At 62.7% G+C, this 22,117-nt stretch carries 12 protein-coding genes; 4 read left to right on the top strand and 8 right to left on the bottom strand.

Going from position 1 to position 22,117, the window contains the following annotated elements; all coding sequences use genetic code 11:
- Nucleotides 1-332 precede the first annotated feature (332 nt).
- From ASC60_RS42830 to dbpB (ASC60_RS13215), 4 genes are read left to right on the top strand one after another with little or no spacing between them, the layout of a single operon-like run.
- On the top strand, nucleotides 333-761 hold the full coding sequence (locus ASC60_RS42830) for a hypothetical protein (RefSeq protein ID WP_234356929.1): 429 nt from the start codon (nucleotides 333-335) through the stop codon (nucleotides 759-761).
- The gene (gene dbpB / locus ASC60_RS13225; protein ID WP_030951621.1) at nucleotides 758-1,900 is read left to right on the top strand and encodes a DGQHR domain-containing protein DpdB; all 1,143 of its coding nucleotides are present in this window, start codon (nucleotides 758-760) and stop codon (nucleotides 1,898-1,900) included. The genes ASC60_RS42830 and dbpB (ASC60_RS13225) overlap by 4 nt, the downstream gene beginning before the upstream one ends.
- Nucleotides 1,897-3,150, top strand: a complete 1,254-nt coding sequence (gene dpdA / locus ASC60_RS13220) for a tRNA-guanine transglycosylase DpdA (protein WP_055550327.1) — start codon at nucleotides 1,897-1,899, stop codon at nucleotides 3,148-3,150. The genes dbpB (ASC60_RS13225) and dpdA overlap by 4 nt, the downstream gene beginning before the upstream one ends.
- A gap of 47 nt (nucleotides 3,151-3,197) precedes the next feature.
- Nucleotides 3,198-4,295, top strand: a complete 1,098-nt coding sequence (gene dbpB / locus ASC60_RS13215) for a DGQHR domain-containing protein DpdB (RefSeq protein WP_030951618.1) — start codon at nucleotides 3,198-3,200, stop codon at nucleotides 4,293-4,295.
- Nucleotides 4,296-4,366: 71 nt separating this feature from the next.
- On the opposite strand, the gene dpdD is transcribed toward dbpB (ASC60_RS13215), so the two are convergent.
- The 8 genes from dpdD to dpdE are packed head-to-tail and all read right to left on the bottom strand — an operon-like array spanning nucleotide 4,367 to nucleotide 21,946.
- Entirely contained in the window at nucleotides 4,367-6,388 is a 2,022-nt protein-coding gene (gene dpdD / locus ASC60_RS13210; protein ID WP_055550325.1) for a protein DpdD, read from the bottom strand.
- On the bottom strand, nucleotides 6,385-6,906 hold the full coding sequence (dpdK, locus tag ASC60_RS13205; RefSeq protein ID WP_234356928.1) for a phospholipase D-like domain-containing protein DpdK: 522 nt from the start codon (nucleotides 6,904-6,906) through the stop codon (nucleotides 6,385-6,387). Before dpdK ends, dpdD begins: the two co-directional genes overlap by 4 nt.
- Complete coding sequence (dpdJ, locus tag ASC60_RS13200; protein WP_234356927.1) at nucleotides 6,903-11,408, bottom strand: protein DpdJ; 4,506 nt, start codon at nucleotides 11,406-11,408, stop codon at nucleotides 6,903-6,905. The genes dpdK and dpdJ overlap by 4 nt, the downstream gene beginning before the upstream one ends.
- On the bottom strand, nucleotides 11,405-12,085 hold the full coding sequence (locus ASC60_RS41625; protein ID WP_063787127.1) for a hypothetical protein: 681 nt from the start codon (nucleotides 12,083-12,085) through the stop codon (nucleotides 11,405-11,407). Before ASC60_RS41625 ends, dpdJ begins: the two co-directional genes overlap by 4 nt.
- A 5-nt stretch (nucleotides 12,086-12,090) precedes the next feature.
- Nucleotides 12,091-15,162: a protein DpdH gene (gene dpdH / locus ASC60_RS13190; protein ID WP_055550321.1), complete on the bottom strand. Its 3,072-nt coding sequence runs from the start codon at nucleotides 15,160-15,162 to the stop codon at nucleotides 12,091-12,093.
- Nucleotides 15,155-16,066, bottom strand: a complete 912-nt coding sequence (gene dpdG / locus ASC60_RS13185) for a protein DpdG (protein WP_055550319.1) — start codon at nucleotides 16,064-16,066, stop codon at nucleotides 15,155-15,157. Before dpdG ends, dpdH begins: the two co-directional genes overlap by 8 nt.
- A complete protein-coding gene (gene dpdF, locus ASC60_RS13180) occupies nucleotides 16,066-18,669 on the bottom strand; it encodes a protein DpdF (protein ID WP_055550317.1) in 2,604 nt (867 codons plus the stop codon). Before dpdF ends, dpdG begins: the two co-directional genes overlap by 1 nt.
- Nucleotides 18,662-21,946 carry a protein DpdE gene (gene dpdE / locus ASC60_RS13175; protein ID WP_199830950.1) on the bottom strand — a complete coding sequence of 1,095 codons (3,285 nt, stop codon included), beginning with the start codon at nucleotides 21,944-21,946 and terminating at the stop codon, nucleotides 18,662-18,664. Before dpdE ends, dpdF begins: the two co-directional genes overlap by 8 nt.
- Nucleotides 21,947-22,117: the final 171 nt, after the last annotated feature.

Below are 22,117 nucleotides of genomic sequence, written 5' to 3'. Positions count from 1 at the left end.
CGGACGCCTCCGCTACCCATCCACTCGACAGGCTCTACTGCGGCGACCACTGGACACAGTCGCGTCGCCTCGTCGCTACGGCCGCCAAGGCTGGTTTCGACGCACGGCTATGGGTCGCGTCCGCCGGCCTGGGCCTTCGGCCAGCATCCGAGCCGGCCCCGGCATACGCGGCGACATTCAGCACGCGACACGCTGACTCGGTAGCCACCTCTGCGGATGGAAGCGCCCAGTGGTGGAAGTACCTACAAGAGGGACAAAGTCGCATAACATTGCAGGAACTCGGAAAAAGCGGGCCCATCTTGATGGTTCTGTCCGAGGTCTACGCGAAGGCCATGGAAGCCGAACTCCGAGCTCTGGGTGCCGTTGCGAGCGAGGCGCTGCTGGTAGGCGGTGTCGAAGAGATCCCCGGCATCCGAAGAGTCGCCTCCGATGCAGGGCTGCGACTCGCGCTCGGCGGAACCCTCACGAGCCTCAATGTCCGCATGGCCGCTTCCTGGCTCCAGCACTGCGAGGACAGTCGACTGACCTCTGAGACCACCAGGTCCGCCTGGCACGAGTGGGCGTCGGCTGTACCGAGGCCGGAACAACTCAACCGTCAGCCCATGGCCGATGCAGAGGTCATCGCCTTCATTAGGCAGGAGACGGAGGCTCAACCGGGCATCTCACGGACGCGGCTGTTGCGGATCTTGCGCGACAGCGGCCGAGCATGTGAACAAAGCAGGTTTGCCACCCTGTTCAAGCGAACCATGGGGGATCAGTGACCGAGAACCTCATCACACGCAGAGCTCTGCGGATCAATCAGCACCCCGACATCCCCTTGTACCTTTTTGCCCTGGAAGCCGGAGAAGTCGACCTCGTAGCCGACGTTGCGCGGATCTCACGCGATGAGGCCGGAAAGCTCCTCGGCTACCAGCGCCCCGAGAAGAAACAGCACGTAAAGCAGATCTTGGAGTATCTGGACGGGGACGAGGTGCTGTTTCCGAACGGACTCATCCTCGCACTCCCATCCTCAGTACGCTTCAGAGGAAGCCGCGGACCGAACCCTAGCGACGGCCTTGCAACCATTGGGATGCTTGAGATCCCACTGCCAGAGTCACGGGAGGCTCCCCGTCCGGCTCTCATCGTTGATGGCCAGCAGCGGAGCCTGGCCCTTGCCCGTACTCGGAATGCCAAGTTGCCTATCACAGTGGCTGGCTTCGTTTCCGAAGATCTGCATGTCCAGCGCGAGCAGTTTTTGCGGGTCAATACAGTGTCGCCGCTCCCCAGCGACCTGGTTTCCGAACTCCTACCGGAAGTAAACACTCAACTGCCTACCAAGCTCTCGGCTCGTAAACTTCCGGCGATCTTGGTGAATGCACTAAGCCAGGATGGCGACTCACCCTTTAAGGGCCTGATCAAACAAGCGTCGACGACAGCTAGCCGGAAATCTGAGACGGTCGTTAAGGACAACAGTCTGCTTCAGGCGATCACCGCGTCATTGTCGCCTTCTGGGGTGCTCTTCCCTTACAAAGACTTGTCCAGCGGAACCATTGATACGAGCACCATTCGCAAGATCCTTGTCGTCTACTGGACGGCCGTGCGAGACACCTTTCCTGACGCCTGGGGAATCTCCCCCAATAAGAGCCGACTAATGCACGGCGTCGGCATTCGGTCAATGGGACAGCTCATGGACCGCGTCATGGAGAGAGTGATGTTTGAAGTAGACATCAACTCGGATGAGGCGTACAGCAAGGTCATGGCCGAATTGGCCTTGGTCGAACCCTACTGCCGCTGGACCAAGGGGCGCTGGCCCGAGATTAACTACAACTGGAACGAATTGGAGAACATCACAAAGCACATCAACATCCTGTCAAATTACCTGATTCGCGTTTACCAGAAGGCAAGGATGGGCGCAGCGTGAGGTTCTACTTTCCGGACAGTCAGGACCAGGTCAGTCCGAGTTATGACTTCCTCAATGACGAGTATTCTCCTTTTCGCGTCCGACAACGGGACGATTTCTACGCCCATCAGGCTGTGAAGCCGGCACCTTACGACGGCATCCTGGTCAGCAAGGCCATTGTCGACGGGTCCGTCAAGGGGGCGGGTAAGTACAGCGCACCGCAGCGTGAACGTCTCTACCGGCTTGGCGTGCGGAATTTCTTCAGGCTCCCCAAGACGATGAGCAGTCTGGGAGACTGCGGAGCCTTCAACTATATCAACGAAGAGCGCCCACCCTATACGGTTGATCAGGTACTCGACTTCTATATCGGCTGCAAGTTCAACTCCGGAATCAGCATCGACCACGTAATCTTCGGATATGAGCCCGAACTCACCGAAGAGGACGCAAACCCTGCATGGGTAAAGCGACGCGAGATCTCGCTGGAGTTGGCTGAAGAATTCATCGCTGCTGTCCGATCACGCAATTCCAAGATCCTGGAAGAAGACGACAAGCTCGAACCGGTCGGCGCAGCACAGGGCTGGAGCCCGGACAGCTACGCCGACAGCGTTGCCCGACTTCAGAAAATGGGCTACAAGCGGATTGCCCTAGGTGGCATGGTTCCACTAAAGACGCCCGAGATCGTGGCGTGCCTGAAGAGGATTGCACAAGTTCGCGCAGAAGGAGTTGACTTCCATCTCCTCGGAATCACTCGCGTAGACAGCATGGAAGAATTCGCGAAATTTCACGTAGAAAGCTTCGATAGCACCTCTGCTTTCCGTCAGGCCTTTATGGATGAGCGCAACAACTATCACACCGCAGATAAGGCCTATACGGCGATTCGCGTTCCACAGGTCGACGGAAATCCAGCTCTCAAGCGATTGATCCTGGCCGGCGTCGTATCCCAATCCGAAGCAATCAAGGCCGAGCGAGAGTGCCTTCAACTGCTGCGTGATTACGACAAGGATTTGGTGGATGCCTCAGAGGTCTTGGATGCCTTGCGCCGCTACCAGGTGCTCCTCGGCGATGCCAAGAAGCTGAAGCAGTTGGACAACCAACTGAAGCGATACGGCGCCACGCTGGCTGACAGGCCATGGAAGCACTGCACATGTGACCTCTGCCGGGAACACAAGATCGAGATGGTCATATTCCGTGGGTCCGAGCGTAACAAGCGCCGCGGATTCCATAACATGACGGTACTCGAAGCAAAGATGCGCAAGCTGTCGTTCACATAATCACCCAGAACGCGCATAACACCCAAAGTAACCCAACAGGAGATGATGTGGCCGACCGCTACGAGCTGAAGCTACCCGCCCTCAAGATCCTCCAAGGCACCAAGGAGATCTACTGCTTCGCCGTCGACGGCAAGAAACTGCACGACTTCGCCGCCGTGTCGCGCATCCGCCGTGATGACCAGAAGCGGTTGCAGGGGTACCAGCGGCCCGAGGTCCTCAGCCACATCCGCTCAATCCGCCGCTACCTCGAGTCCGAGGGAGCGATGCTCCCTAACGCCGTGGTCCTCGCGTTCGACGAGCGGGTGAGGTTCGAACCAGCGGTCCGCGGCGGCGATGTGAAGTACTCCATCCCGGGCGAGCTGATCATCCCGGTCGACGAGTCACTGGCCGACGACGAGAAGCCTGCCTGGCTCGTGGACGGACAGCAGCGCAGCGCCGCCATCAGGGACGCTGACCTCGCTGAGTTCCCTGTCGCCGCCGTGGGCTTCATCGCATCCGGGCAGGAAGAGCAGCGGTCGCAGTTCATCCTGGTCAACTCCACCAAGCCGCTCCCCAAGGGACTCGTGTACGAGCTCCTGCCCGAGACCACCGGCCAGCTGCCGCGCTCTCTCGCGCGCAGGGCACTCGCCGCGAGGCTCATGGTCCACCTGAATATGGGGGACGGTCCCTTCAGCGGAAGGATCAGCAGTCCCACATCCCCCACCGGAGACATCAAGGACAACAGCGTTCTGAAGATGCTGGAGCACAGCATCTACGAGGGCGCCTTGTACCAGTACCGCAACGCCACCGACGGCACCGGGGACGAGGAGCGGATGCTGGCCCACCTGCTGGCCTTCTGGACGCCAGTGGCAAGCATCTTCCGCGAGGCGTGGGGGAAGCCCCCGAAGGAGTCCAGGCTGACCCATGGGGTGGGCATCCAGGCGATGGGCTTCGTCATGGACCGGCTCACTGCGGATGTCCCGGTCGACAAGGTCGACTGGGATGACGTCCGTGCCATTCTGCGTGGGCTGGAAGAGCACGTGGCCTGGACCTCGGGGAAATGGAACTTCGGAGATGACCATCAGCCCAACTGGAACAGCCTGCAGAATACGTCCAAGGACGTACGGCTGCTCAGCAGCTATCTGCAAGCCCGAGTCAGCGCCTAGCCCATAGCTCGCCTGGCGCTGCCCGAGGCCTTGCTGCGGCGGCCGCCCGGTCCTGGGCGGCCGCCGTTCTGTTAGGACTCTGCTGCTGCGAGGCGGAGCGCATCGACCGCAGCGCGGAGGAGTGATGCGGAGCCACTCCCGTTCGCATATCCGACGTGCTTTGTCGTCTTGTTCTGATCAATGAAGCCGGTGGCCGCGTGCTTGGCGCAGCGCGTGGCCAAAACGATCACATTCGCAGTACGGGCCTTCTGCCGCAGTTGCGGCGTGCCTACATGGTCGTAAGCCGTCAAGACCTTCACAGCGGGAGCGAGCCGCTTCAGTTCCTCCTGGCATCGGGTGAGCACTGCCTCGTCCAGTGAGTAGAGCAGCAGTGTCGCCGAGGGGAACTCGACGGGCGTGCTCTCCTTGCCGTCTTCGCCAGCAGAAGCATCCCAGGAGAAGCTGATGCCGAGGTCTTCAGAGAGCCGGCGCGCGAAGGCAAGGTCTGCCTCAGTGAGGCGGCGGCTGTGTGCAGACAGAGGCCCGAGCAGCTGCGAGCACAGGCTCGTGCGGGCCTCAGGATCAGGGCACGCTGCAAGGAACAAGCGGTCGACGAAGTCCAAGACGGCCGAGGCCCGTTCGGGAGCAACCCACCGATCCGTGTCCGAACCGATGTCCTTAAGGATCTCCGCGTACTGATCGGCAGAGGGAGCAGCGCGAAGTGCGATCTCCATCAGCGCCTGCAAGGCCGCCAAGTCGCCAGGGCTGTAGCGGTTGAAAAGCACTGCGTTGCGGATGAATGCGTGGGCGCATTCGGGTGCGGGGTCGTCGTAGCCCACGGCATCGATGAACGAGCCCACTGCCCGCCATAGTTCTCGCGCGGCGCCGTCGCTCAACCCGTCCAGGAATTCGGCGAGGGTCCCATCGTGCTCTGCAGGAGTGGGCCACAGGGTCCACTGTTCCTCATCCAGTGCGTCCTTCGCCGCGCTGTCGCCCTCGGCGAGCGCGAAGAACAGGGCTGGCCAATCGTTGATCGGAGTGGCCGTGTCTGCCGACTCCTCGGGTTGCGCGACCGTGGAGGCACCGAGGTCGCCCGAAGCCTGGGCAATGAGCGCATTGGCCTCGTTCAACACGAGCATGGGGATCTCGGGTGTTTGGTCGAGGTCCTCAGCAGCCGTCACGAACCGGCCTGCGGCCTCTGCGTTCTTGAGGATCACGCAAGCCAGAAGGAGCACCGTCATGGCCTGCGGTCCATACGACCGCGGGTCGCCTGCGAGCAGCTCGGGGACGGCCCTGCCGTGAGTGATGAGGTTGGACTTGGCCGCCTCCAGATTCCGAGCCGCGAGTGGCTCCTCCAGAGCAACGGTGTACACGGCGTTCAGGATTGCTGCTTTCACCGGCGCAGGAGGATCTTGCCTGGCTACGTCCTGAAGTGCCGGGAACTCCAGCACCTTGGTACTCGCTCCGAGACGGTCAAGTCTCTTGAGCTTGAGATGTGCGAGATTCGTCGCGGTAAGCCCGCCCGCGGCGGCGAGTTGCTCAAGGAGGTCAAGCGACGCAGCTTCGCCGCCGGCCGCGAGAGCCGCGTCGAACTCGGCGATGAGACGCCCGACCGGCTTCACTATGCGCCATAGCCTTGGCGGACGCCTCAGGTAGGTCTGCTGCATCAGTAGCAGAGCATCAGTCAGACCCTGCCGGTACTTGTCGCTTTCCCCGGTTGTCAGCCGGAAAGTGGAACGTTCGCCAGCCAGGTCGATGACGGCGCGTTCTACGGGATCGTCCCGGTTGAGGAGAGTTGGACGAAGGCCACCGCGCTCCATGTTGCAGTAAATGTACGTAGGCCCGGCAAATGCCTCAATGAGTTCAGCTGTCTTGCCGGCATCTGCTGGGTCGCGTGCGATGGCGTACATCGAGTACGACTGATTTGCGGCGACCCAACGAGGGAGAACGATGGGCGCGTCGTTATCGCCCAGCGCGATCTTGACGAAGGGCTCGGTGCGCGCTGTCCACGAGTGCTTGGGGTCCATCTTGGGCCACGCGTCGTTGCCCTCGCCGAAGAACCTGTGCAGGAACGCCTGGATACGATCAATGGTCCAGGACGTGGTCTGGTTCATTCTCCGTTCCCCCACCGCTCGGCCAGGTCAATGCGTGCTTGAGCGGCAGCGTCGCTGCCTGCCCGGTAAGTGATCTTTTCGTCGTTCCGGACCATGCCTCGGATCGTGAAGTTCATCGATCCACTCAGCATCCAGTCATTCCCGCACAGCGTCTTCTCGTGGATATCCGGGTCGCGGACGATGTGAAGCTTCGTTCCTGATGCCGCCTTCATCAGGCGGCGCAGGAAGTCCTCGTTGTGGGGATCATCGCGGGTCACGACGTGTACCTGTGCGCCACCATGGGCAATGCGGGCCACTGCGTCTGAGAGTCGGCACCCCACGGGAGGGGTGTCTCCAAAGAGTGCGTCGTAGGCGCCGTGGCTGTTGTCGAGGACCTGGACGTCGGTGATCCATGCGGACACCAACCACAGGTGGTCGCTGGGTGCGATGAACTCCGCAATCAGCGCGGCGGACAGCATGGTGTCAACGCGAATCGCGGTGTGCTGCCCAGTGCGGAGGGTTCGTTCCTGGGATTTCACTGGGCTGCCTCCCTCAATTCGACCCTGACTCGAATCTCGTTCTGGTGGCGGACCACGCCGCAGACTTCTCCGTAGACGCGCAGCACATCCCTGTCGATGGGCGTGACCGGAACCTGCTTCAAGGCTTGAGCCATCAGAGTTGCGTCTCCCGCTGGACAGACCAGCTCGACAGCCGAAGTCGCGGTCAATTGCTGCCGGTAGGCGTTATCCCATGTGGGCTTGGTGACGTCGATCACCGGTATACGGTCATCGTGTGCGGCTTGGACCAGCAGACGCTCGAGGACGGGGTCGTCAGCGTATGGCTGGTAGTGCTTCAGGTCTTGAGTGCGGGCCTGGTGGCCACGGGGCCACAGAAGACTGAAGACCTGGTCTGCGGTCAGGGACCTGGCGCCTTCCAACTGGAGCTTGCCGGATCCTACGGCGTATGCGATTACGCGAGCGTCGACCTCGACCCGGAGACGTTGCTCCAACTCCGTCCATGTGTCAACAAGGACGAGAGCGGTGACGTCAGTATCGGGTCCGGACCCCGGGCGCAGAAGGCGCGTGGACAGGGCAGCAACGGCTGCATGCCGAGGCGGGCCGTCGAGCCGTGCCCAGGCCTCGCGAAGGACGTCCAGAGCGTCCTCGGCTTCTTTGGCGGAACTGCCGGCCCGGAGTGTCGCCATTGCCTGGGCAGCTGTTCCGCTGGGTTCGTCGATGACGTGCCGGAGGAACCGGGTCAGCGTGGCGTCGACGTACTCGTATTCGCTTGGCGCGAGGCTGCTCGTCACAAGCCCCCAGAATTGCCGGGGGTCCTTCGAGTAGAAGTCGACCAACTGCTCGACGATCCCCAACCCACCCACGGACGTTTCGCTGAGCCACACCTCGGTGAGCGAGTCCTCTCCCTCACCGGGAAGTGTGTCAACGATGAGGTCGCCGTCCTGTGCGTTCGGGCACGCGCGTTGAGCAGCAGCAAGAATCGCAGCTGCCATCGTGTCGCGGTATGTGCGCCGGGCGAGCGGGCTGGTCTCGGCTGAAATGTCCTCTGCTACCAGCAGCTCTGCTGCCCTGTCCAGAGCTGTGATGACCGTGCTGTTGGCGACGAGTTTGATCAACTCTGACACGAGTCGATCACCGTCGACCTCCTGCTCAGTCACGTCGGAGTCACGGTAGAGCACCTGGAAGATCTTGGAGAGATCCTGAGTCCAGGAACCGTTCTTCAGCAGCGCACGGACGTCAGCGTTCGTGCGGTTCCCGTCGAGTCCGGCCAGAGCGAACGCGGTCAGATAGATCTGGGCCAGGCGCTCCCTCTGGAAACTGTCGGAGATCTCGGCCAAGGCCTGATCATCCTGAACCGTGTGCAAGAAGGCCAGCGAGCGCCACTGAGGGGTAGTGAGGTACTCCCTGACAGCCGGATCGTCGAGGTTGAGTGGCTTGAGTTCGAAGCGGATGGCATCGACGCCCAAGGCGAATCCGAGTGCGGCCGGTCGTCCCCGGAGTTCGTACCGAACAGTGCGGGCTTGACTGTTCTGGCGTTCCCGGCGGACGTTGCACTCAGCGCCGAACGTCATGCGGCGCACTTGTACAGGGTTGCCGGCCGCGTGAGTCGCAAAGCTGACCGTGTCAATGCGACGTTGCCAGGGGGACGGCTTCGGCACGGTGCCCTCACTGAGGGGCGCGTCGTCCTCCACGACGATCTGGGTGCCCCATTGCGGCTGGCCGTGGGACTGGTCCACGATGTCGGGATCGGGTTGGGAAAGCGCCAGGCTCAAGGGGCGGACGACTTCGAGGCTGGCGTCATTATGTCCATGAGGCTGCCAGGTGCCCTCCAGCCTGCCCTCGGTGACGATTTCTCTCAGGTTGAGCACATTGCCGTCGTCGTCGGGGATGGGGAGCCACGTGCGGTGAGTGTCGTCCAGGTACCCGAAGCGCCGGCTGACCCGTCCCGGCACGGCTTCAGTCAGTGCCTTACCGATGGGCATGTGCTCGATGGATCCATCCCCATTATCGAAGGGGAGTTCCAGATCGACCTCAGGAAGGTTCAGCGGCTCGAAGAGGGTGCGGGTGATGAACTCGGGCAGCATGGCCTTCTTGCCCATGCCGGGGTCGTTTACAAGAGGTTCCCAACGGGAGCGAAGCCGGCGAAGAGCCGTGGGCACGACGGCCATGAGGAGGGAACGAGGCTGTTCCCACAACACGGCCTGTGCATCGTCGACGCTGATCTTCAACGCCTTGACGAGGTGCCGTGCAAACTCGTCCTGGACACGCTCCTCGGTCAGCAGTTGATGCAGGATCTTGATCAGTCCGAGGCGCTCGTTCTCGTACTCGGACAAGATCCTCGGGTCATCCGGGGTCGTCAGGAGCTTGCGCACGTCGCCGCGCCCGACCTGGACACGCATCCTGCGCCCGGCCCAGTCAAGAAGAGCCTGGGCTCCCTGGATCTTGAGGACGTACCGGTTCTTGAGCGGCAGGGTCGTGGCAGCGACTTCCGGAGCAAAGAGCGTTTCGTAGCCCTGGTAGGCCAGGCGATCGCGACCGTAGTCCGACAAGGTCACGATGGTCAGCGGCCGAGTCCCGCGCTCTCGGCCGGCGCGGCCGCGGCGCTGGATGAACGAAGCGGCATTCCGTGGTGCCTTGTGTTGAAGGACGAGACCAACCCGGGGATCGTTGAAGCCCACTTCCAACGACGCTGTAGCGATCGTGAGGTTCGCATTGCGGTTCACCCCCGCGTCCTGGGATGAGGTTCGCCCGATGATCAAGGGGTGCATGCGGAGATCGGGGTCGAGTTCATGACCGACCCGCTCGACGAGTTCCCAGTTCTGTCCCTCGAGGTAGCGAGGCCCGGGCTCAGGGCGCGCACGTGACCGCAACCCGGCCAGCACGTCACCCCGGCGACTCGTGCGCCCGCGATGGTCCTGGTCGCCCTCGGCGTCGCGGAGGTACTTGTAGAAACGGTTGGTGACGTCCAGGGCATCCGTGAATAGGAACCCAGTCGAGCCGTAGAGGAAGGCGTCGTCACCGTTGTCGAGTACGCGGCCCCAGAGCATCGCAGTCTGGATCGACGTGGACAGGAGACTGGCTCCCGAGACTGGGTCGCCTCGCAGCGCGAGCGCGTACTCGCGGCCTTCCCGCACCATGGTGGCATCGTCGGGTGCAATGGGGTCCACGTCACTCTCGCGCAGGCCGACCAACTGTGCGAAGAACTGGTTCGCGTCGCGCAGTGTGGCGCTGAGGCCCACGAAAGTTACGGGTTTGCCTACTGCGTCCCTCCATCTGCGTAGGAGGTAGGCGACCTGCGCCCCGTGCACTCCCGAGTAGGTGTGCACTTCATCGAGGAGCATCAGGGACGGCACGCTTCCCCCGCGCCATCCCAGGAGGCTATCGAGGTAGCCGTCGGCGCTGCAGTTGTTCAGCATCTCCGTAGTTGTGAACAACAGGTGCGGCGGGTTCTTCTTCAAGGACTCGCGAGTGAGGGCGAGTTGGCCGTCCGGGATTTCGTCCCCGCAGCGTCGGCATATGAGGCGTTCAACGCGTTCAGCGCGGTCCCTGTCAGACCAAATCAACTCGCCGTCTTCACACTCAGGGCTGGGACAGGGAAGGAAGGGACACACGGCGCCGTCCCCTACACGTGCCCAACGGCCGGAACCTCGTCCGGGCTGAAGTCGCCAGTCATCATCGTGATTCGGGGTGCCTCCGTAGAGTGCGCCGAGACGCAGAGGCCTCTTCCCCTGGCTGACGAGCGCGCTCTGAACGCTTCGAGCATTGACGATCGCATCGCGCAACTGATCCCGCAGCAACTCAGTTCGCGGATACAGAGCCAGAGTGTGGATCCTGTTCTGGACCCTGTTGGTCGCGTGCTCCGCTATGGCTGCGAAGGCGGGCAGGTAGAAGGACAGCGTCTTGCCGCTACCGGTGCCGGCGCTGACGATAATGCCCTTGGAACGGTTTTGGCCCTGGAGTGAGGAGAAGACAGCTTGCGTTGCCTCCAACTGAAAACGAGCGAGGTTCTTGCCGCCCAGTTGGTCCTGGGCAACGCGGTCTTGGAGATCGCCCCAACCTGGAAGGGTGCGCAACTCCTTGAGTGCTTGGGAGCCCGGAATATCTCGATCAGGGTAACGACGATAGCGAACGTGTAGGCGGTAGTCAGCAACGAGTCGCTTCCCTTGCCGCCACCATCCGTTGGGTGTGTCGTCTGCCCAGTCTCCGCGGGGGCGGAAGAGTTGACGCAGTCCGGCGGTCAAGCGCAGGGCTTCGGCAAAACGAGTGCGGTAGCGGATCGATCCGTCGCTAGGCCAGGGCACCTTGAAGAGCAGCGCGCGGCCCTGCATCTCGCGGAGGATCTCGACGGCCGATAGTGCCGGCGGATTGTCGCATTCGTCGAGGAACTGCTCGATGCAGTTGAGGACGTCATCCTCTGAGAGCGCGCCTTCCGTCACGCCCCACATGAGGAGGGGCATCTCAAGGTCTTCAAGTTGGTTCAGGAGTTCGTTGGCGAACTTCCGGCCTACTGTGCTCTGGTTCACGAACCCTTCCTCTTCAGGGTGATGTGGGCGTCCATCCGGCATTCGCGAAGGAGTGCGATCTCTTCGTCTGTGACGTCGCTTAGCGTCAGGCCAGGTTGCTCGCGTAGCCGATTTAGCAGATCGACGAGTGCTTCCGGCGGATCTTGAGTGTCTTGAAGGAGCTCCGCTAGGCCGGCGTACGTGGTCGCGAATGTGGTGATGGCTTCTTGAGAAGCCTTACCCCTGGCGATTCGCTCCAGTTCGATTTGTCGCTTGGAAGCCTGCTTCTCCGCTTCGAGTTCGACGAGCATCGAGATTCGCGCAAGGGGCAGTTCCGCGAGAAGTTGCTCAGTCCAGGCTGACCAAGCGGCTTGATTTTCTTCCGCGAGACGATCGGTTACTGCCTGTGTCTTCTTCTTCGCCGTGTTGAACACCTGGTTGGAAGGGAGTCCGCTGGGCCCCAGACTGCGTTCGAATCCAGCTCTGCCGTCATCGATGCCGGACAAGTCAATGTCGAGTCCGGCGCCACGGGACTGTAGGGCCTGCGTGACGGCCAGTTGCGAGCGAAGCTGGTTGAGCTGAGAGCGGAGTTCCAGCAGCCGGCTTGATACACGAGTGGCTTGTCGCTGAGAGTCCTCGCCATCTGCGATGCGGGAAGCGTGATCCTCAAGCAGCTTTGCCTTCTCGTACACAGACATCGGAGTCACGACTGATCAGCCCCTTCAACTGCCAGGGAACGCCATTCGGCAATGAGTTCTTGCACGCCCTCGGCTGCGCTCTTCGCAGCCGACGAACTCGCCCGCAGCTCGGCACCCTTCAGTGCCTCATCAAGCCATTCGTCAGCGACACAAAGCAGGTTCCGGATAACTTCGATGGAGGCTCCGCGGTCCTGGGCGGCCGTGCGGATGCGCGCAGTCAGACGCGCCGCCTCGGGGCGATCGTCGTCGAAGCACCGACCCAGGTCATCCTCTAGAGCGGAGATCGTGGACCACTCCACAGCACCTGCCTGCTCGAGGAGAGCATCGAGTTCACGTGCTCGTTGGGCGGACAGCGACAGACTGACCTCTCTTGCCCTGTCGACGGCAGTTCTGATGCTGGCCAGGGTGTGATTCCCCGGGGTGCTGCGGGGTTGCCGCATTCGGATTTCGCTCAGCCAGCCCTTGAGCATCGTGACTTGCCCGTCGATCAGCGCGGACCATGACGCGAATGGTTTGACTGCGGGCTTCACCCACTCGGGGATGCTGCCCGCCGGCGTTTCCCACGCCCAGGTGGCTGTTGCCTCTTCCAGCAGAGGGACTGCCCGGGCTGCATCGATCAGGCCCACGGCTCCCCTGCTTCCCTGCGAGATGCCGATACCAGCACGGATACGCTTCACCAGGGCGCTTCGGGCCGCCAGGTGCTGGTTGAGGGCGGCGGTCCACCGGTCCGGCCTCGACATTACGCCGGTACCTTCCCAAGCATCGCCGTCGTCCACCGCTGCCGCCAGGAGCTCTTCGATACTCATGCCAGGCCAGCACCGGCCAGCAAGAACCGCTCCTAGTACGGATGCCCGTAGGCCGAGGACAAGGTCGTCGTCAGTGACCTCCAAGTTGCGTTGAACTCGCGACGCCAGCGAACCCGCGTGCCGCTCGGCCAGGGTCGCGAGCCTGCGGATGTCCTCACCGCGTACTTGGTCCAACCCGTACTGCGCACGGATCAAGCTCTGGAAGAACCTGCTGTTCGTCGCACTCCGCTTGAACTGGATCGGCGCGCTATCGGCACCTGTGATGCCTGCGACAGCAGAGCCTTCGATGCTGACGACGGTGGCGTTGTTGGGCCAGCCCTTCTCCTTCACGTTGCTCTGCGCCTGCATGAGCGGCGCGTTCCAGCGGTACCGCTCGGCTACCGCCGTGGCGATGACAGTGCGGATGGCTCGGGCATGATCCTGCTTAAGGTCGTCGCCGCGGGTCACCCACTCCTCGATGTTCTGAAGGCTCCGCTGAACGGACGGCGGATAAGTCTTGTCTTCCGTCTTGGCAGTGCCAGGCGAGGCGCCGGATTGGGGGGAAGGCTCAGCTTCGCGCCGTGGCTGCTTCAGAGGGGTTTGGGCTCCGGCAGCCATCGGGCTGAGAGCAAAGGCCTCCATCACCGTGGGATCGATTTCGATGCCCTGTGCAGCGGCATCGCCCCAGAATTCAAGGATCAGCTTCCGGCGTGTACCGGCCACCTGATCGTTGGTATCAATGAACGATCGCACGGTTGTGTCAAGCGTCGTGTCGATGTCAGCGGTAGGGAAGCTAGCGGAGAAGGCCTCATCGGGAAACTCCCCACGCCGCAGCGATCCAGCGTGCTCAATGAGAATGGGCCGCACCACACTTCCGAGCACCGTTCGGGGGACGAACCCCCACGGTTCATCTTTCGAAGCGGTGGAGTGGACCATGCGAGTCAGGGCTGAGCGGTTGAAGGGGTAGAGCCCGAATCCATCCGCTGATGCTCCAAACGCGTCGTGGCAACGCGGCTGCAGCGGGCAGGCATCACACGCGTTCGGCGGCTCGGCGCCGCCTACCTGCTCCAATCGATCCTTGCCGATGCGCGCGGCGTTGAGGTAGCGGCCAACGAATGAAGCGATGGCTTCTTCGCCGGTGTCTTCTTCGCTGAAGGGCACATCGAGGTCATACGCGTAGCCCAGGTTTGCTTGTACACGGGTGAGGGCGGTCTCTGGCAGGTCACGGAAGTAGCCAGTCGTTACCGCCATAAGGGTGCGGATGGGGGCTAGCCGTGTCGCCCCCTCACGGTGAGCGGCTTCGACAAGAGCATCCAGCAGGTCCTTCTGTACGCCCTGAATGAGAGCAAAGTCTTCGATGAGGAGAATGATCTCTTTGCCCTGTCGGTGATACTCCTCGCGGACAAGGGTCATCGCTTCCAGCAAGCGGCCCATGCCGAGGTTGAAGCTGCGATTGATCGCAGTCTCCAAGTGCTCGTTCAGGAGGTCGATCGCGATCTCCTGGAGTTCGGCCTTGGCGCTGAGAACCTGTACCCACTTCTTGGCCAGTGCGGAAGCCTTACTGACATCTGTGATGTCTAGCGGCAGATCATCAACTGTGAACTTCGGCGGGCGATCTTTGTCACCCTTGGTGCGGTCTCGTAGGAGGTACGTGGCCAGTTGTGGAACAAACTTCTCGGGCTGGAGCATGAATTCGCTGACGTGTGGATCGTCAAGGAGTGCTCCGAGACCATGAGGGCCGAAGAGTTGCCGCGCCGGCCCCGAGACGCCGCGGCCGGTCTCGGCTACGAGAGTCTCGTTGAGGGAGTGGATCAGCCGCCGAGCCAGCACTGATGCGTCTATGTCAGCGGTAAATTTGTCGATCTCCGCTTTGAGTTGCTTCAGTTCGTCACTGTCTGCCTTGGCGATCAGGCTTTGCACCACTGCCTTGAGGCTTGTTCTGTGCTTCTCAAGGTAGATGATCTCGCGATCACGGCGCCCATCGTCGACCAGTTCGAGGTGCTCGCGGACCCATCGGACGAGGTGAGACTTTCCCGACCCGGACTCGCCCACGATGGGCATAAGGAGTGCGCCGCTGTTGGACTCATGATTCAGGAAGTCGTGAAGAACCGTCCGCTCGTCGACCGGCTGGCCCTCAAGCACGAGTTGCCGGCCGTCGAGCCGCGCGCGCTGGATCCGCAACGGCGCATGAGTGGCCCGAAACACGGCCGCAGATGGGGAGATGGCTTCAACGCTGATGGTGTTGGCGGCCGTTGCGGGGTCCCAGCAGACCTTTCCGCGGAAGTCAGGCACTGGGGGCCTCCTGGATCGTGATGTCGCTTACGTAGCGCGGACTGGAGGGCTGCTCTGGATCGCTCACCTGCAGCACCATTGCGGCATCGGAATCGAGTTCTAGGCGCAGCCAGCCCTCGTCGTTACCGCGGAGCAGCGCAAAGGAGAGAGCAGGGCCCGCTACACGGTCACCGGGGTTGGGGAGGTGGAGAGCCAGCGAGTATTGGCCGCTGGAGAGTACCGGCAAATGCTCCCGGACGCTTCGTACGGCTGTTACGGCATTCACCTGGCGGCCCGGCTCCCACAGGCACTGCATGACGTATCTGACTGCGGCCGTGCAGTCGGGTACCAGTCGACTGCCACCTCCGCCGGCAAGGAGTGGTCGTGCTGCGAGCCCTAGCGCCGGGGCCCAGTCGCAGAACTGCCGCCATCGCTCGGCGTTCACGACAGCCGGTCCCGCCTCGGGCCTGAGAGGGGTCTCCTTCATGAGGTCCTGCGCCTGGTCCCAGTCCACAGCAGGGCCCATGGGATCTAGCGTGAGGAACCATGCCAGGGCACGCGTGAGGTCTCGGGATTCCCTCTGTTCATCGTTGTCCCCCAGACCACTGTTGCGCTCAGGTGCGAAGACGGCGCTGCGCAGCGCAGCCGCAAATGCGTCCCAGTCTTGGCCGTCGAGATGTTCAGCGGGTCCCGTGAGCGTCAGCTCACCGGTGGATTCGGCGACGTGGAGCAGCCCGAGCTCCCGCAGCGTCTTGACGGCCTTGTTGAACATCTCCGACGCGTCTTTGTCACCGGATGCGAGGGTCGGTGGGCTCAGCAGAGCGCGCGCGCCGTTGAGTGGTACCGGCTTCTTCGAGTGGGCCAGTAGACGGACGACTGCCCACATGGGGTCGGGGCGCGAGGCGTCCACGTTGATCAGGGCCATCAGAAGGACTCCAACGCGGTCTGGACGGAGAAACTTTGAGCATGAAGAGCACCGAAGGCCAGGCCTGGGCGACTCGGATCCGGCGTACTTCGCGGGTGGATCAAGTAGGTCACATCTGGTGAGTCAAGCCGCGATCTGAGCACGCGGTCCATCGGTGAGGGATCATCGTCCAGAACCCAGACGATGGGGCCTTCGTAGAAGCGGAGCAGATCCGCGTCGGTGTCGCAGATGATCGGCCGCGGTGCCACATCCTCCTGAAGAGCTTCAGCTAGAGATGGGGTGATCCCTGGCCCACCAATCACGTTCATGCCACGAAGGGCCAGCATCTCCAGCAGCCGAGGCACCTTGACCTGGCGGTCCGTCTCGGTCCCCCACCACAAACTGAGGCAGGACGCGGTGCCACGCATGCGTCGGAGTGGATCGTGGCTGGTCCGACTAGGGGCTGGAACCAGTGGATGAGGGTCCCCGGCCAGCTTGTAGAAGCCGTTCTCCTGCGGAAGGCCTGTCGTTCTGCAACTGGGGCAGCCTCGGCAATTCACCCCCGTCAGCAGTGGGGCACCGCCTTGCTGGACCCGGTAGTAGGTGCTGAGAACCTCGCCTGTGCATCGATCGCCGCGTAGCAGGGTGCGGAGATCGGCTAGGGCCTGTCGCTGCGCGGTGATTGAGCGCCGGCGCTCCGCTTCGAACCGACTCCGGAAGTGCTCCTCGTCGTTGGTCTGAGTGTCTTCGAGCGTGACGTCCACATGCGTGGATGCCACCTCGTAGAACCGGTCGAGGCGTTCCTGGAAGGCTGCGCGTGGTTCGTCGTCGTGTCGCTGGGGCGGCTCAGGAACGTGGAGACCGATGAGCCCGGCGCGCAGCATGAGGTTCAAGGTGCGGATGTTCCAGTCGCGGTTTGCCTCCGAGGTGTCGTGGACGTTGTCCGGGATGGAGTCGAGGTTGACGAGGTAGTGACGCTGACGTGGGTATGTCTTGTCCCTGAGCGTCCACATCCACCGCCACCTCGACCACGCTTTGTCTGCGCCGATGATTGCTTGCCGATTGATGCCTTCGGCGACGGGCTCGTCCCTGGGGGCGGACGCCAGGTAGGCCACGGACGGACGTCCGTCCCGGCCTGTGCGCCCTACCTCCTGGTAGTAGCGGTCGACGGTTTCGGGCAGGCAGGCGTGCACCACACTGCGGACGTCGGGTAGGTCTACGCCCAGGCCGAAGGCTGAAGTTCCTACGACGATGTCGTATCGGGTGGGCATAGGGCCCGAAGCGGAACGGCCGCTCCAGCCTTCCACTGCGCTTCGGCGTTCGTCGGGGCTGGAATAGCCGGCGACGTCGGCTACTCGTGCGAAGCCGGCTGTGCGCAGGCGGTCGAGCCACGCCTTGGCGTCTTTCCGCTCTGTCACGTACAGAGCTAGTGGTTTCGGTAGAAGGTCGATGGCACGAAGGATTGCCTCGGTGCGCTGCTCTTCGTCGGTGAAGGCATCGATGTAGTAGCTGGGTTCATGGCGCACCTGGGCACCCCAAACGATCTCGGCTGGCTTGGGGTCTGCGAAGAGTTTCTCGAGGGTGGTTACCTGCTGCTCGGTGAGTGTGGCGCTCATGCAGACCGTCACGGGTGCACGTCCGGGTGGTGCTGCGCTCAGCCAGGTCCGACGGTGGACGGACATGGTTTGGAACTCAGGCCGAAAGCCTTCGCCCCATTGCTCGACGAGGTGGGCCTCGTCAATGACGAAGTAGTGAAGGTGACCTGCCTCGGCAGCATCTTCCAGTGCAGACTTGAGTCCAGAAACGAGCGATTCAGGGTTTGTGAAGACTATCCGCTGTTTGCCTGTCCGGATATCTTCTCGTATTTGTTGCTTGAGGTTCTCGTCGAGGCCGCCGATGTAAGCGTAGCGGCCGGAGGGACTTCGTCGTCCGCGGCTGTTCAGCAACTCCTGGGCGCGACGTTCCATGTCCAACGCGAGCACGACAGTCGGCACTACGACCAACGTGACACCGGTACGGTTACTTGCGAGCAGAGCCGGAGCCTGTACGAGGGCGGTCTTGCCGTGGCCGGTCGGCAAACAAGCGATGACAGTGCTGCCAGGCTCTGCGAGTGCCACAGCGCGCGCGGCTTGCCGCTGCCCGATTGACTTGTACTGGGCGTAACCGCTGCCAAGAGCACGGATCCAGAAGGGGTCAGCTGGACACGGCTCCAACTCAAGGTGTGTTTGGAGGCTCTCCCCGAGGTGGACTTTCTCCAAGTCGTACGTGGCTGCTTCGTCAGCTTTCTGATCTTCCCCGCCAGGGTGCCACGGCCGGGCTGTGACCAAGACACGACGGCCGTCCGGGAGCGCATGGCAGTGCATCTGTTCCCACTGTTGTCGCGTGGGCAGCGGTGCGCCAGGTGGTACTGAAAGGCCAAAGGTGTTTCCGCTGGCCTGAGCTTCGAGAAGGATCTGCCGTGTCAGTGCTGCCACGTCACGCCACGAGGCCCTCTGTTCAGCGAGGCCGTCAAGGGCATGCTTGAGCCGTCGCAATGTGCCGCCGTATTCCGGCTCCTCCGGCGTCGGGACAACGAACGGCCAGGCGTCGAAGAGTTGCTGTGCCGCAGCCCAACTGTCACGCACTTGCCTGGGCCCCCTTTCGCCCAGCGCGGAGAACGCAGGTTGCAGCCATGAGCCGTACGCTGGGCTGCATGAGGCCGTCGATGAGTAGACCGGCGGTCTTCACGTCTGCCAGTTGGCTTTCGTCCTCACGCAGGAGGCGACCGGCAGCCCTGCGGGCCTCGGCCTGCGCCCGAGTCACGGCGAGTCGCCGGCGACCGCGTTCCTGGGCCTCGGCGCAGAGTGCCTTCAGGTCAGTGACGCGGAAGAGTTCGTCGCGTGCGACCTTCTCGGCGGTCTCAGCAGCATGACGGAACTCCGACCAGCCACCGAAGACGTCGATGAGAACACGAATTCGCTGGCCACTCAGGTTTTGGCACTCTCGGTTGTCGTAGGACTCGTTCAGCCATTCGAGCGCCGAGGCCAGCGTCAGCGCCTCGGTGCTTCCAGCCCGCACCCACACTCTGCGCGTGAACGGCGGAAGGAGGAGATCGGCCTGGCGCTGCAACGCCCTTTTCACCTCTTTCCGGTTGGCCATCGCCTCTGCCGCCACGGAGGCGTCGGCCTCAACCAGGAAGTCGAAGCCGAAGTAGGGCTCCGGGTCACCCATGTGGCTGGGGTCCACGCGCTGGTAGGCAGTGGCCTGGCCACGTTCGTCGATGTCGCTCAACGCGGCGAGCGCGTCGATGAAGGGGTTGCCTATGCGGAACAGCCTTGTGCCAGGATCACGCAGGGCCCTGGACCGGTTGAACGTGCCCTGGGCCATGGCAGGTTCCAGCGCCGCGGTCTGCGCCACGTAGAGCCGCGGCGGCACCTGCGGCCGTGACCCTACGAGGTCGAAGACGGTCTTGCCGGCTGTGCGCTCGTAGTGGCGGATGTTGATACCGCCAGATCCTGCGCTCGTGTACCGGAAGACACCGCGCTGGATCTCCTTCCACTCAAGTTCTAGCCCCCTGAGGTTCTTGACCATGCTGTCTCGGTCATCGACATCGAGGTAGATGGCTTCGAGCATGTCCATCTTCTCGATCTGTTGGCGGGCTTCGCGGAGCTGGTCTTGAACTCGTTGCTGGGCGGAGGCGAGCCCGGACGGGCCATCTCGTAGGGCGTCGCTCCAGACAGCGTCGCGGCCTTCTGCGATGGCGTCCTGCAGTGTCGACACTGACCTCGAGAAGACCTCGTAGCCGTCGCGCAACAGGTTCAGCCACGCCGTGCCAAGGGCTTCGTCCTCGGTGCTTGCGCTGAGCACGTACTGGCTGGCTTTATCGAGTTGGCTGACGGACTCGCCACTGGGATAACGGTCAACCCGTCCGATCCGTTGTTCGAGCTGGTTGGGGTTCCACGGCAGGCGCATATGAACGACGGCACTCGCGGCCTGAAGGTTCAGCCCGTCCTCGGCGGTGTGGTCGGCGACAAGGACGGACGTCCCCGGCGCTGTGCGCCACTTCGTGACCGCGTCCTCGGAAGCTGCCGCTCCGGCTTGTGCGGTGTGCTCCACGACACAGGCTGTACGAGACAGCCGCCGCAGGTGCGCCGCGAGTTGGTGTGCCAGCACGCCCGCACCGCAGAAGACAACGATGCGTCCACCGCGATTCAGAGTGGGGACGAGGGCGTTGACTGTCGCCTTGAGCGGCTGGTTGCCCTCTGCTTCGTCGAGGTGCCTCTCTAGCTCGTCGAGTGCTTCTACCTCTGCAGGGATGAGAGGGGGCGCGGCGAGCATGGCCTGCTCCTGGGCACTGAGACCGGCTCGTTGCGCCGCCTCGCCATCTCCGCGGACTCGCCAGCGCAGGGCGTCGACGAAGTCGTCGAAGGGCCCGCCCGTCCTGGACATGAGGACGCCGAGGATGCGGGCGTACGCGGTGGTCTGATCTTCAAGCCCGGCATCGAGCAAGGAACTTGAGACGCCGATGCGCCACTCCGTAAGGGCGGTTTCGACCGCGTCGAAGGTGGACTGCAGGGTGATGACGTCCGAGAGTTTCCGCCCGCGGACAGCGTAGGGTTCGCCTTCTTCGGAATCGTCTTCTGGCCTCTCCACCTGGTCGCGCCGGTGTCGGATCACCCGGCGGTGGAGGCGGTACGTCTCGCTGATGTGCCCACGCAGCTCCTCTACGCGCAGGGAGAGTTCATCCGGTTCTACTTCATCGCGGAGGTCATCGTCCTCGGTGAGACATGCGACGATCCGATCTGCAAGGTGCTCAAATCGGGGGTCATCGGGGAGGATCCGCCGGATGTCGTCGAGCGTGGACCTCAGCAGGAAGGTGAAGGTGGCATCCAGGGCGTAGACGCTGTCGGCCAACTCGGCTCGTAGGGCATAGCGGTGCTCGAAAGCTTCGCGGTCGTCCCAGCTGTAGAGGTCGCGGTCGAGCAGGTGCAGCAGGCCGAGGTGAGTGGTGTAGTGCGAAGTCACGGGGGTCGCGGACAGGAGCAGGAGCTTCGGTGCGGAGTGAGCCAGGGCGGCTAGCTCCCTGTAGGGCGAGAGGCCCTCGTCGGCGTTCTGCACCAGTGCATGGGCTTCGTCCACGACGACAAGTGCACTGTCGTGGTACGCGGACCACTTCTCCGGCGTCTCGTGAGACGTGATCACAATCCGGGCTGATGGAAAGTCGTCGACGAAGAACTTGTTGCGGAGCTCCTTGTCCCACTGGCGCCGCAGTGGCTCGGGGGCAACGACCGTTATTCGTGCCTGCGGATCGTCCAGGAGGGTCTGCCGGATGACGAACCCAGCCTCGATGGTCTTCCCGAGGCCTACTTCGTCTGCGATGAGGTATCGCTGCACTGGGTCAGCGAGCACCGTCATTGCCGCGCGGATCTGGTGTGGGAAGACCTCGGCAGCCGAGGACAGCAGCGCAGCCATGTTCGCGCAAGCAGCCCGTTGGGCAACGAGATCACGCAGGAAGGGAAGCCGAGCGTCGCGGAAGAACCCCGACTCGCCACCACCACTCGTGAGGACTTGGAGGGGATCGTGAACGGGGCGGTCCCAACGCACTCGGAGATCGCACTCGTTCGCGCGCTCGTTCCACTTCTTGTTGGGGACCTGGATGAAGTATTCCGGGAGGTGCTCCCCCGTGACCCGGCCAGCGAGCCAATCTCCGGTGCTCGGTTCGCGCCAGTAGACCCGCGTTTCTGCTTCGAGTTTGGCACGCCAGCAGCTCCTCGCCGGCACACGCTGAGAGTGGACGACCTCCTCGGCTACTGATTCGAAGAAGTCGACGCGCAGCATCTCGCCGTCGACGGCGCCAACCCGGCCGATGCCCGGAGCCCCCGTGAACTCGACGAGGTGTCCAACCGCGAAGCCCGAAGACATCCTTCTGCTCGCCCCCCACCTGCTGATTTAACAACTGGCACGAGCTTAAGCGCATCCACTGACAACGCAGTCGACGGAGTAGATCGCGAATTCGTATGCATTTTCGATACTGGATAGTAGGTGCCCCTGCGGCATCCGTCTGCGGTCGCCGCACACCCACCCATTAGGGAC

This window comes from Streptomyces sp. NBRC 110028, from assembly GCF_001417735.1.
GTDB lineage: Bacteria > Actinomycetota > Actinomycetes > Streptomycetales > Streptomycetaceae > Streptomyces.
Note: the sequence above shows the minus strand (reverse complement) of the source record. Positions and strands in the feature narration are given on the sequence as shown.